Origin of the sequence: Domibacillus indicus, from assembly GCF_000970685.1 — a bacterium.
Taxonomy (GTDB): Bacteria; Bacillota; Bacilli; order Bacillales; family Domibacillaceae; genus Domibacillus; species Domibacillus indicus.
On record NZ_LAJB01000018.1, the window covers coordinates 1 to 12,262 of the forward strand.

The following is a 12,262-nucleotide window of genomic DNA, read 5'->3' on the forward strand; positions in this document are numbered from 1 at the left end:
TTGACTTGCTCATTTGTTTCAATTAGAAGTACGGGGCGTACTTCTAATTGAAAGTAAAAAATTAAAACGTTGACGTTTTTATTGATTTTGTTCAGTTTTCAATGTTCAATTTACATCTCAAAATCACTGTCATCCAGCGACTTAAATAATATACCACGTAAAAAAGAGAAACACAAGCTTTTTCGATAAAAAAACAGCCTTTTTATATTTGGCTGTTTTCTACTCGCTTTTTTCGATGTATAGGTCTCTTCTTTTCACCAGGTCAACAACTTCTCCATTTGTAAGTTGGACAAGCGGTCTTGTTTTGTGGGCAGACTGAACAAACATTACCTTTCCGGCCATTCCATCCGACAAAGTTACTCGTGTACCGGCTGATAATTCCGCTGTTAAAGAAATCAGCGCTTCTACTACGGAAAAATCAAACTGCCCAAACAAATCCTGCTGAATCGTTTCTATCGCTTTAAACACAGACTGCCTTCCGCGGAATAGCCGTTCCGTTGTTAACGCATGATACGTATCAGCCAGCCCGACCAGCTGTGACATCAAATGAACAGTTTGTCCTTTTGCTCCCTGCGGGTAACCAGAGCCATCCAGACGTTCATGATGCTGGTAAATTGCCAGCTTTGCTTCCGGCTTAAGAAGATTTAAGTCTTTAACCATCTTATAGCTGGTTACAGGATGATTTTGAATTTCTTTGTACTCACTTTCCGTTAAGGCGGTCCCTTTCGTCAGCAAAGACATTTTAATTTTCGACATGCCGCAGTCTGCTAATAATCCGGCAAGTGCGGATTGAACAATCAGCCCTTTGTCGTAATTCAGTTTTTGGGCGATCATGCCGCTTAACAACCCAACTGATAATGTGTGGTGATAAAGATAGTCATCCTTTTTAGAATAAGCCGAAATATTGTGAAGCTCTTTTGGATTTTCCAGAGTGTACTCCAGAATAGGAAGAATAATGGTGCGCATTCGGGCAATTTCTACATTCATCCCGGATTGCCACCGTACAAATTCTTCCTTAACCCTTTCCAGTGTTTTAAAGTAAAGCCGTTCCATTGTATCGAAATCCGGCAGTACGCTGGCGGAAGCAGATGCCGTCTGCAGCGGGGCAGTTATATTTTCTTCGTCAATCATTACATCTATGGATTTTATGGAAAAAGCGTGCAAAAATCGAATGTGCTGTTCAGTTAAAATGGTTCCCGCCGATACAATGGGGCTGGATGTTTGGCCTACAACATCTTCTTTTACCCGATATCCAGGTTTGATATTTTCAACAGCTATATACATACTTCACCTCTTATTAAGCCTTTTTACCTAATTATAAAGAAAATAAACTAAAATAGATAGACAAAAAGCACAGGATGATTGAATCACCTGTGCTTTGTCTTTACTCCTGTATGTCTTCTTCGCCTTCTTCTAATATTTCTTCATCTTCTTTTTCAACTTTTGCTACTGTGGCCACTGTTTCATTTTCTCCCAGACGAATCAGTTTAACGCCCTGTGTATTTCGGCCGGTAATGGAAATCGAAGCAATGTCCATCCGAATCATGACACCACCCATTGTAATCAGCATCAAGTCTTCTTCCCCGGTAACAGTTTTAACTGCAATAAGAGGTCCATTTTTGCCCGTGATGTTAAGAGTCTTCAGGCCTTTGCCGCCCCGTGTTTGAATGCGGTACTCTGCTTCTGAAGTTAGTTTTCCGTAACCATTCTCTGTAACGATCAAGATGTAATCATTTTCTTCAACAAGTTCCATTCCAACCGCGTAGTCCCCATCTGACAGAGTAATGCCTTTTACGCCTGTTGAGGTACGCCCCATAGAGCGAACGTTATCTTCCGGGAAACGGATAAGCATTCCGTTACGTGTTCCCATCACGATATGCTTGCTGCCATCCGTTAACCGAACGGAGATGAGTTCATCTTCCTCGCGGATATTAAGAGCAATTAAGCCATTTGTCCGGATATTGGCGTAGTCCATTAACGGTGTCCGCTTGACAATTCCCTGCTTGGTTGCAAAGAACAGGAAAGAATCCTCGGTGAACTTTTCAACGAACAGCATGGAATTGACCCATTCATCTTGTTCAACGCCCAGCAGGTTAACGAGCGGTATGCCTTTAGCCGTCCGGCTGAATTCAGGAATCTGGTAGCCTTTGAGGCGGTATACTTTCCCTTTGTTTGTAAAGAAGAGAATCGTGTCATGGGTCGAAGTTGTAAGAAGCTGCTCTACAAAATCATTTTCATTTGTACCCATTCCCTGGATGCCGCGTCCGCCCCGGCGCTGGCTTCGGTAGGTCGAGATCGGCTGGCGCTTAATATAGCCTTTATGCGTCAGCGTAATAATAATTTTTTCAACCGGAATTAAATCTTCATCCAGTAAATCACCTGGTGCTCCATCTGTAATCTCTGTCCGGCGCTTGTCATCAAATCGGTTTTTAATTTCAAGCAGTTCTTCACGGATAATTTCCAGAATTTTTTCTTCATCCGCCAAAATGGCTCTTAGCTCTTTTATTAAGGCAATAAGATTTTGGTATTCTTCTTCAATCTTATCTCTTTCAAGACCTGTAAGACGCTGAAGGCGCATATCTAAAATAGCCTGTGCCTGCTTTTCAGACAAACCAAACTGTTCCATCAGTCCTTCACGTGCAATGTCTGTTGTTTGTGAGCCGCGGATCAAAGCAATAATCCGGTCGATATGATCCAATGCAATGCGAAGGCCTTCTAAAATGTGGGCGCGCGCTTCTGCTTTATTCAAATCGAACTGTGTACGCCGGCGGATAATTTCCTGCTGGTGCGCCAAGTAATGTGTTAAGCATTCCTTCAAGGTAAGCACTTTAGGACGCCCGTTTACAAGCGCCAGCATATTAATACCAAAGCTTGTCTGCATGGCGGTGTATTTGTATAAATTATTCAACACCACACTTGCATTAGCATCACGGCGAATTTCCATTACAATCCGCATTCCTTCTCTGTCTGATTCATCACGAAGGTCCGTAATACCGTCAATCTTTTTGTCCCGGACAAGTTCAGCAATACGTTCAATGAGTTTGGCCTTATTAACCTGATAAGGAATTTCCGTTACAATAATCGTTTCTTTGCCATTTGCTTTTTCTTCAATTTCGGTACGGGCACGCAAAATGACGGAACCGCGTCCTGTTTCATAAGCGCGCCGAATTCCGCTGCGGCCCATTAAAATGCCGGCGGTCGGAAAATCTGGACCGGGGATATACTCCATTAATTCAAGAATAGAGATATCCGGATTTTTGCTGACTGCGAGGATTGCATCAATCACTTCTCCAAGCTGGTGAGGCGGAATGTTGGTTGCCATGCCGACCGCAATACCAGACGCACCGTTTACAAGCAGATTTGGGAAACGAGCCGGCAAAACAACCGGTTCCCGTTCAGATCCATCATAGTTGTCTTTATAATCGATTGTGTCTTTGTTTAAATCCCGAGTAATTTCCATCGCGATTTTAGACATACGCGCTTCTGTATAACGCATAGCCGCTGCCGCATCACCGTCAACTGAACCAAAGTTTCCATGTCCATCCACAAGCATATAACGGTAGTTAAAGTCCTGCGCCATCCGCACCATTGTCTCATATACAGCTGAGTCGCCGTGAGGGTGATACTTACCGATAACATCCCCGACGATACGGGCCGATTTTTTATATGCTTTATCAGCTGTCATGCCGAGGTCATTCATTGCGTATAAAATTCGGCGGTGAACAGGCTTCAGCCCATCCCGCACATCCGGAAGTGCCCTGGATACGATAACGCTCATTGCATAGTCAAGGAACGATGACCGCATTTCCTGGCTTATATTAATCTCTTTTACGTTGGAGCTTGGCGTATCAGCCATGAAAAATCCTCCCTTTTAAAAAAGTCGGAGCGCCCGCAGCAACGGACGCTTTCTCAACTTATATATCAAGATTTTTAACGTAACTTGCGTTGTCCTGAATAAATTTGCGGCGTGGCTCTACTTTATCGCCCATTAAAATTTCAAATGTTTCATCCGCTTCCATGGCATCCTTCAATGTCACTTGCAGCAGTGTGCGTGTAGAGGGATCCATCGTTGTTTCCCAGAGCTGGGACGGATTCATTTCTCCAAGACCTTTATAGCGCTGCAAAGCCGGTTTTGCATTGGCCGGAATGTTTTTCATGATTTCATCCAGTTCATGGTCATTATAAGCATAGCTGATGTTTTTACCCTGCTGCACCTTGTAAAGCGGCGGCTGAGCGATATAAACATAGCCCGCCTCGATAAGAGGACGCATATAGCGGAAAAAGAAGGTTAAAAGAAGCGTCCGAATATGAGCGCCGTCTACATCCGCATCTGTCATGATAACCAATTTATGATAACGTGCTTTTGATAAATCAAACTCTTCGCTAATGCCCGTGCCGAGAGCCGTAATCATGGCTCGGACTTCATTGTTGGAAAGAATTTTATCAAGGCGCGCTTTTTCAACATTTAAAATTTTCCCGCGCAGCGGCAGGATGGCCTGGAAGTGACGGTCACGTCCCTGTTTTGCTGAACCGCCCGCCGAGTCTCCTTCTACAATATACAGCTCGCTGATCTTAGGATCGCGAGATGAACAGTCTGCTAATTTTCCAGGCAGGCTTGATACTTCCAGCGCGCTTTTCCGGCGCGTCAGTTCACGAGCTTTCTTGGCAGCCATTCTTGCACGCGCAGCCATCATTCCCTTTTCAACAATCTTTCTTGCTGTATTCGGGTTTTCAAGCATAAAGGTTTCAAAACGGCCAGCAAAAACATTATCGGTAACTGTCCGTGCTTCCGAATTGCCAAGCTTGGTTTTCGTTTGCCCTTCAAACTGCGGATCAGGGTGCTTTATTGAAATAATCGCTGTCAGCCCTTCACGCACGTCTTCTCCAGATAAGTTGCCGTCCGCTTCCTTGGCAAGGCCATTTTTACGTGCATAATCGTTAATAACACGTGTCAGCGCTGTTTTAAAACCAGATTCGTGTGTTCCACCTTCATGCGTGCTGATATTGTTGGCGAATGAATAAATATTGCTTGTGTAGCCATCATTGTATTGAAGAGCCACTTCCACCTGGATGCCTTCGCGCTCACCTTCCATGAAAATAGCTTCTTCATGGAGCACTTCTTTTGTGCGGTTCAAGTGTTCTACGTACGATTTGATGCCGCCTTCGTAATGGTATTCATTCTTTTTGTTCTCTTCACGTTTATCTTCAAGCGTAATTTTAATGCCGCGGTTTAAGAAAGCAAGCTCCCGAAGCCGCTGTGCCAGCGTATCATAGTCATACACGAGCGTTTCAGTGAAAATTTCTCCATCAGGACGGAAATGAATGTGAGTTCCTGTAATATCTGTTTCGCCAACTACTTTTAAGTCCTCCTGTGGAACACCCCGCTTAAACGCCTGATAATGAATCTTTCCTTCGCGGTGAACATATACTTCTAAAAGTGTTGAAAGTGCGTTAACGACCGAGGCGCCAACACCATGAAGGCCGCCGGATACCTTATATCCCCCGCCGCCGAATTTCCCTCCGGCGTGGAGAACCGTTAAAATAACTTCAACAGCCGGACGGCCCATTTTTTCATGAATGCCGACCGGAATGCCGCGTCCATTATCCTTAACGGTAATGCTGTTATCTTCTTCTATGATGACATTAATTTCATCACAATAACCGGCTAATGCTTCATCGATACTGTTATCGACAATTTCCCAGACGAGGTGGTGCAACCCTTTTGCACTTGTTGAACCAATATACATACCTGGACGCTTGCGGACAGCTTCAAGTCCTTCGAGCACCTGTATTTGATTTTCATCATAGGAAGGTGTCGCATTTTGCGGTTCCATAGTCAAATCCAGTCACCTTCTCTTTCGGTAAAATCTTATTTTATTTGTGTAATCGCACCGGCAGTGACGCTGTAGGCCGATGCGGCATTTAACGTATTGTGCTCGATGCCATCTGTATTTGTTGTGGTTACAAATGTCTGCACTTTTCCGTGAATTGTATTTAGTAAATGTGATTGGCGGTAATCATCTAACTCCGATAAAACATCATCGAGCAGCAAAATCGGATATTCACCGATTTCCGATTGGATCAGCTCTATTTCAGCCAGCTTCACGGCAAGAGCGGTTGTCCGCTGCTGGCCTTGCGAGCCAAACGTTTGAATATTTTTTCCATTTACATAAAAAAGAAGATCATCACGATGCGGTCCGGTTAATGTCACCCCTCGATCTACTTCCCTTGAACGGCCTTTATGAAATGTCTCCAGCAGGGAGGAACGCATTTGGTCAGCACTCTGCTCTTCCTTGATGCCGGCAGCTGGCTCATACAAAATAGAAAGAGTTTCAATGCCGCGTGAAATACCAGAATGCAGCGGACCAGCCCACTGCTGAAGAAGCCGGATAAATTCAAATCGCTTTCTTGTCACCTTGACCGCCAATTCTATCAGCTGCTCTGTCAGGACATCAAGCATAGTAAAGTCTGACCTTTTTTTTGTTTGTAGCTGCTTCAAATAATGGTTTCTTTGCTGCAGCACTTTATGGTAAAGGCTTAAGTCATGTAAATAAACAGGTGAGACCTGCCCAATTTCCATGTCAATAAACCGTCTTCTTACTTGCGGGCTGCCTTTTACAAGTGTTAAGTCTTCCGGGGCAAACATGACGACATTCATATTACCGATATATTGGCTGAGCCGCGTTTGTTCTAAATGATTGATCCGGGCTTTTTTGCCTTTTTTTGAAATGAGAAGCTCAATCGGCAGTGACTGATGCTTTTTTTGCACTCGCCCTTTTATTTTAGCATACTCCGCTTCCCAGCGAATTAAATCTTTGTCATTTGAGGTCCGGTGCGATTTAGCCATTGCCAGAACATAGATAGACTCGATAACATTTGTTTTCCCTTGAGCATTTTCGCCGATGATAACATTAACAGTATTATCAAATTCAACGAGAAGTGATTCATAATTCCGATAGTTTTCCAAGGCCAGTTGTTTAATGTGCATATGAAAACACCTTTCGAAGGCTGTTAATCGCTGTCTTCCTCATTTCCGAATCCCACTTCATACACGCCGTCTCCGGGTATCTCTACCTCATCCCCTTCAAAAAGCTTTCGACCGCGCCTGGCATCAAGTTCTCCGTTGACGTATACTTCATGCTCGCTTAAGTACCATTTCGCCTGGCCTCCGGTCTGAATGATGCCAGCCAGCTTCAAAAACTGGCCCAGGGTGATAAACTCCTCGTTTTCTGTGTTTTTTGTCGTCATAAGTTTGGGTTCCTCCGTAAATATCCTAATACTTTATTTTAACATAAATACGAAAAAAGCGGAGCCAATACGCCCCGCTTTTTCGGAGTTAGATTTAGTATGTGCGCACTGGCAAAATTAATTGCAAAGTAGAATCATCATGAAGCGGCCGAATAACAAACGGGCGCATAGCACCGGTAAATTGAATTTCAATTTCCGTTCCTTCGATCGCTTTGAGGGCATCCATCATATATTTTGCACTGAACGAGATTTTTAGTTCCTCCCCTTCAGATGACAGGCTGTTTACTTGTTCGGTTACTTTTCCGATTTCCGGTGAATTCGATGAAATCTCAACAGTTCCATGAGCAGCGCTGCTCATTTTCACCACATTATTCCGCCCCTCCCGTGCCAGAAGTGAAGCACGGTCAATGGCCTGTAAATATTCCTTTGTGTTTAAATCGATTTTTGTTTTGTATTCTTCTGGGATAAGCCGGCTTGTGTCGGGATAGTTTCCATCAAGCAGCCGGGAGAAAAACAAAACGTTTTTTGAACGGAACAGAACTTGATTTTCCGTCATAACAATTTCAACAGGATCATTTGTATCATCCAAAATTTTACTCAATTCTGTTAGGCTTTTCCCTGGAATGACAACGTTGTATTCACCTTCCGGGAGCCCCTCTGCTGCCGTTTTGCGAAGTGCGAGGCGATGGCTGTCCGTAGCGGTGCAAATGAGCGTGCCATTTTCAATTTTCCAATTTACTCCCGTTAAAATGGGGCGTGTTTCAGATGCAGACACCGCGAATACTGTTTGGCGGATAAGTGTTTTAACAAGATCTGCGGGCAGTTTAAACAGGTTTTCATCGTCAATTTGAGGCAGGTGCGGATACTCATCTGCATCCTGGCCATTCAAATTAAACTCCGCGTGTCCTGAACGAATAATAGTCTGGAATGCCGGCGATGTTTCAAGCTCGATCGTTGAAGCAGGCAGTTTGCGGACAATTTCATTGAAGAACCGGGCATTTAAAACAACACCTCCTGTTTCCTCGATTGCAGCGATAGAGACACCCTCTTCTTCAATTGGAATAAACGATTCAATTGAAATGTCAGAGTCACTCCCCGTCAATGTAATCCCTTCATCAGAAGCGTGAATTTTGATTCCCGTCAAAATAGGAATAGTCGTTCTGGAGCTTACTGCTTTTAGTACATCCTGCACGCCGGCAGCAAGCCGGTCTTTTTGAATCGAAAATTTCATGGGAACCCCTCCAAAATTATTTTTAAATAATTTTTCTATGAAACAACTCTTTTTATTATTTTATATTAAAAAAATAATAGTCGTAGTAGTAGGCCTTGTTGATTTGTGGATAAGTGGGTATAAACGAAATAATAACAGCCTATCCACATGTGGACAGACTGTTGATGGACGCCCTTTTTTATTAACAGCTTATTAAGCTTTTAAAATGGTGATAATCTCTTTTACTTTTTGAGCGGTCACAGGATCCGTCTCCATAAGCTTTGAGATTTTTTCATGCGCATGAATGACCGTTGTATGATCACGTCCGCCAAACTCCTCGCCGATTTTAGGGAGTGAAAAATCAGTGAGTTCACGTGATAAGTACATAGCCACCTGTCTGGGAAACGCAACCGATTTTGTCCGCTTCTTGGCTGTAAAATCTTCTAATCGAATTCCGTACTGTTCCCCGACAACCCGCTGGATATCTGGAATGGTGATAACTTTTGGGCGGGCTCCTGGAATAATATCCTTTAAGGCGTCTGCTGCAACTGTCGCATTCACTTCTTTGTTAATTAAAGATGAGTAAGCAACGACCCGAATCAAAGCTCCTTCAAGCTCTCGAATATTTGTATCGATTTGGTTCGCAATATACAGCATTACTTCATTTGGCACATCCAGGTTTTCTGCCCGTGCTTTTTTGCGCAGGATCGCAATCCGGGTTTCAAGATCAGGCGGCGTAATGTCGGTGATTAAGCCCCATTCAAAGCGGGAGCGCAGCCGGTCCTCAAGTGTCGGGATTTCTTTAGGCGGCCGGTCACTTGAGATAATAATTTGCTTGCTTTCTTCATGAAGAGTATTGAATGTATGGAAAAACTCCTCCTGCGTCTGCTCCTTCCCTGCCAAAAACTGAATATCATCAATAAGCAGCACATCTACATTTCGATATTTGTTTCGAAATTCCACCGCTTTGTTATCGCGAATCGAATTAATGAATTCATTTGTAAACTTTTCGGATGACAAATAGACTACCTTTGCACCCGGATTGTGTTCGATTACGTAATGGCCAATGGCGTGCATCAGGTGGGTTTTTCCTAATCCAACGCCCCCATAGATGAATAATGGGTTATAGGCTTTTGCTGGTGCTTCCGCGACGGCAAGCGATGCGGCATGGGCGAATCGGTTGCCGGATCCGATAACGAATGTATCAAACGTGTATTTTGGATTCAGCATGCTTTGGATTGTTGCTTCCCCGCTTTGTTTGGGAACGGGTGTCTGCTGCTCGGAACGGTGTGTTGGCGGTACATACGACTCCATATCATGGACATCTGGTGAAATAAAATAAACGTCCAGCTTTTCCCCTGTTAATTCACCAATAATTTCAGATGTTAAGTGCGTGTAGTGCCCTTCAAGCCAATCACGGTTAAAAAAGTTAGGTGCTGCAACAACAATAGCGCTGCCATGAAGAGAATGAGCTTTTGTTGATTTTACCCATGTTTCATAACTCGGCTTGCTGATTCGTGCCTGGATGCGCTCCAGCACCTTATTCCATAAATCATCGATGTTTTCCATTGGCCCCTCCTTACTTCTGTCTGTACGTTTGTTTAATATTTGTACAACCTCAAGCAACTGGATTTCGATGTGAATTCATAATTATGCATGACAATGTTTGTGAATAAATATATAATAGGATAAAACTAGTTTTTCGACAAAATCTACAGCCTGTGGATAAAAATAAAAACACCCTGTTTGTTATTTTTCCACACATTATCCACAGTTGTGGATATATAATATGTCGAATTTAGGTTATCCAGAGTGAAAACAAAATAATAATATCAGAAAAAGTGAGAGGTTGCAATGGCTTGGGGTGATTATCCACAGTCTCTAATCCCTTGTTAAAAAGATTGTCCACAGGGTGAGGACTTGTGAAAAGAATGACGAAGAAGCTGTGGATAATAGTAAAATGCTGTCGATTGCCGTCCACAGCGAAAAAGAAGTCAATAAAAGGGGAGTTCTGTACAACAAAAATTCTCCATCAAAAAGACAGTGAAATAATTTTGCTTTTTGGCCGGATTAAAATTTGGTTGACAGGATACATGCACGTCCTTATAATTAACAAAGACTGTTTGAAAATATGATTTTAAAACCTCAGGGAGGTGTTTTAATAATGAAAAGAACGTATCAGCCTAATAAACGCAAAAGAAGTAAAGTTCATGGGTTCCGTGCACGCATGAGTTCTAAAAACGGACGCCGTGTTCTAGCAAGCCGCCGTGCTAAAGGCAGAAAAGTACTATCTGCATAAGACCACTGACCATTTCAGTGGTCTTTTTTTCTAAAAGATTTCAACGGAGCAGCAGTATAAAGCGCTCCGTGGATCTTTGAGATTATAGGAAATAGAGCGAAAAGATATTCTGGCAAAAAGCCGTGAGATTAGTCTTTGATCCTCGAAGCCGTAAAAAAGTCGGCCGAGATTAGCTTTTAATCCATAAAAATATCCGGCAGGTGCCATATATGAAAAAATCATTCCGCATTAAAAAAAACGACGATTTTCAAACGGTCTTTAGTAAAGGTAAGTCGTTCGCGAATCGCCAGTTTGTTGTATATATGTATAAAAAAGAACAAAATGTTCCGTTTCGGCTTGGCCTGTCCGTCAGCAAAAAGCTGGGAAATGCAGTCGTACGTAACCGCATTAAGCGGTACATAAGACAAAGCTTTACGGAGCTAAAGGCAGATATTAAAGCCGGTTATGATTTTATTATCATTGCCCGAAAGCCTGCTGCTGATATGTCTTATGCCGACGTAAAAGGGAGCCTTATACATGTAATGAAACTGGCGCGGGCGCTTCAGGGAGAAAAAACGGATCCACTTAAATAAGAACTAAGCCAATGACAGGGGGCGCAACCGCTTGAACAAAAGAACGCTTTCATTCCTGATCATAGCTCTTTTTTCCGTCTTGCTTGCAGGATGTACGGAAGTAAATCAGGATATTACAGCGGAAAGTGAAGGATTCTGGAATGAATACGTTATTTATCCGCTGTCGCAGTTTATTACAGCTACATCTGACCTGGTAGGCGGCTATGGACCTGGAATCATCGCCGTTACTATCATTATCCGGATTGTTATTTTGCCGCTTATGATTAAGCAGACGAAAAGCGCCAAAGCGATGCAGGAGATACAGCCGGAAATCAAAAAGATTCAAGAAAAGTATAAGTCAAAGGATGCGCAGACACAGCAAAAGCTCCAGCAGGAAACCATGGCGCTGTTCCAAAAGCATGGAGTAAATCCGCTTGCCGGCTGTTTTCCAATCTTAGTTCAAATGCCGATCATTATTGGATTGTACCAGGCAATTATGCGCACAGCAGAAATCAGAAACCATACTTTTTTATGGTTTGACCTCGGTTCACCGGATATTATTTTATCTGTTCTGGCCGGTGTGTTTACATTCTTCCAGCAAAAGCTAATGATGGCGGGAACGGCCAATCAAAATCCGCAAATGCAGATGATGCTCTGGCTGATGCCGATCATGATTATTGTTTTCGGAATCACGCTTCCATCCGCTCTTGCCCTTTACTGGGTTGTCGGAAGTATTTTCATGATTATCCAGACACTGGTCATTAATGGAATGCCGGCAAAAAAGAATTCTGCAAGTTCATAAAAAAAGAGACACTGCTTTTTAGCAGTGTCTCTTTTTTATATGTAGAAAAAGGGAAAATGCCCCAAAAGGAACAGAGGTATAGACGGAAAGTTATCAACATGTGGATGATTCTCTTCCTTTTATTCAAACACATGCTGTGGTATTCTATTTAT

The 12,262-nt window shown here is 43.1% G+C and carries 10 protein-coding genes; 3 read left to right on the top strand and 7 right to left on the bottom strand.

What is annotated here, in order from left to right:
- Nucleotides 1–219: 219 nt before the first annotated feature.
- The 7 genes from VP98_RS15770 to dnaA all read right to left on the bottom strand — a co-directional run bounded on the left by VP98_RS15770 (nucleotide 220) and on the right by dnaA (nucleotide 10,027).
- On the bottom strand, nucleotides 220–1,284 hold the full coding sequence (locus VP98_RS15770) for an HD-GYP domain-containing protein (protein ID WP_046176372.1): 1,065 nt from the start codon (nucleotides 1,282–1,284) through the stop codon (nucleotides 220–222).
- A gap of 100 nt (nucleotides 1,285–1,384) precedes the next feature.
- On the bottom strand, nucleotides 1,385–3,856 hold the full coding sequence (gyrA, locus tag VP98_RS15775; protein WP_046176373.1) for a DNA gyrase subunit A: 2,472 nt from the start codon (nucleotides 3,854–3,856) through the stop codon (nucleotides 1,385–1,387).
- 58 nt (nucleotides 3,857–3,914) lie between these two features.
- A complete protein-coding gene (gene gyrB / locus VP98_RS15780; RefSeq protein WP_046176374.1) occupies nucleotides 3,915–5,834 on the bottom strand; it encodes a DNA topoisomerase (ATP-hydrolyzing) subunit B in 1,920 nt (639 codons plus the stop codon).
- A gap of 35 nt (nucleotides 5,835–5,869) precedes the next feature.
- Complete coding sequence (recF, locus tag VP98_RS15785) at nucleotides 5,870–6,988, bottom strand: DNA replication/repair protein RecF (RefSeq protein WP_046176375.1); 1,119 nt, start codon at nucleotides 6,986–6,988, stop codon at nucleotides 5,870–5,872.
- A gap of 23 nt (nucleotides 6,989–7,011) precedes the next feature.
- Nucleotides 7,012–7,248, bottom strand: coding sequence for a S4 domain-containing protein YaaA (gene yaaA / locus VP98_RS15790; protein WP_046176376.1), 237 nt, complete (start codon nucleotides 7,246–7,248; stop codon nucleotides 7,012–7,014).
- 94 nt (nucleotides 7,249–7,342) lie between these two features.
- Nucleotides 7,343–8,479 (bottom strand): DNA polymerase III subunit beta, encoded by a 1,137-nt coding sequence (dnaN, locus tag VP98_RS15795; RefSeq protein WP_046176377.1) that lies wholly within the window; start codon nucleotides 8,477–8,479, stop codon nucleotides 7,343–7,345.
- A 192-nt stretch (nucleotides 8,480–8,671) separates the two neighbouring features.
- Nucleotides 8,672–10,027 carry a chromosomal replication initiator protein DnaA gene (gene dnaA / locus VP98_RS15800; protein ID WP_046176378.1) on the bottom strand — a complete coding sequence of 452 codons (1,356 nt, stop codon included), beginning with the start codon at nucleotides 10,025–10,027 and terminating at the stop codon, nucleotides 8,672–8,674.
- Between the two features lie 595 nt (nucleotides 10,028–10,622).
- Here dnaA and rpmH point away from each other — a divergent pair.
- The 3 genes from rpmH to spoIIIJ all read left to right on the top strand — a co-directional run bounded on the left by rpmH (nucleotide 10,623) and on the right by spoIIIJ (nucleotide 12,110).
- Nucleotides 10,623–10,757 (top strand): 50S ribosomal protein L34, encoded by a 135-nt coding sequence (gene rpmH / locus VP98_RS18650; protein ID WP_046180646.1) that lies wholly within the window; start codon nucleotides 10,623–10,625, stop codon nucleotides 10,755–10,757.
- A 209-nt stretch (nucleotides 10,758–10,966) separates the two neighbouring features.
- Nucleotides 10,967–11,329 carry a ribonuclease P protein component gene (gene rnpA, locus VP98_RS15810; protein ID WP_046176380.1) on the top strand — a complete coding sequence of 121 codons (363 nt, stop codon included), beginning with the start codon at nucleotides 10,967–10,969 and terminating at the stop codon, nucleotides 11,327–11,329.
- A gap of 31 nt (nucleotides 11,330–11,360) precedes the next feature.
- On the top strand, nucleotides 11,361–12,110 hold the full coding sequence (gene spoIIIJ / locus VP98_RS15815; RefSeq protein ID WP_046176381.1) for a YidC family membrane integrase SpoIIIJ: 750 nt from the start codon (nucleotides 11,361–11,363) through the stop codon (nucleotides 12,108–12,110).
- Nucleotides 12,111–12,262 lie beyond the last annotated feature (152 nt).

Coding starts and splice junctions, on each gene's coding strand:
- VP98_RS15770 (WP_046176372.1), bottom strand. CDS start 1,284: ATGTATATAGCTGTTGAAAATATCAAACCTGGATATCGGGTAAAAGAA.
- gyrA (WP_046176373.1), bottom strand. CDS start 3,856: ATGGCTGATACGCCAAGCTCCAACGTAAAAGAGATTAATATAAGCCAG.
- gyrB (WP_046176374.1), bottom strand. CDS start 5,834: ATGGAACCGCAAAATGCGACACCTTCCTATGATGAAAATCAAATACAG.
- recF (WP_046176375.1), bottom strand. CDS start 6,988: ATGCACATTAAACAACTGGCCTTGGAAAACTATCGGAATTATGAATCA.
- yaaA (WP_046176376.1), bottom strand. CDS start 7,248: ATGACGACAAAAAACACAGAAAACGAGGAGTTTATCACCCTGGGCCAG.
- dnaN (WP_046176377.1), bottom strand. CDS start 8,479: ATGAAATTTTCGATTCAAAAAGACCGGCTTGCTGCCGGCGTGCAGGAT.
- dnaA (WP_046176378.1), bottom strand. CDS start 10,027: ATGGAAAACATCGATGATTTATGGAATAAGGTGCTGGAGCGCATCCAG.
- rpmH (WP_046180646.1), top strand. CDS start 10,623: ATGAAAAGAACGTATCAGCCTAATAAACGCAAAAGAAGTAAAGTTCAT.
- rnpA (WP_046176380.1), top strand. CDS start 10,967: ATGAAAAAATCATTCCGCATTAAAAAAAACGACGATTTTCAAACGGTC.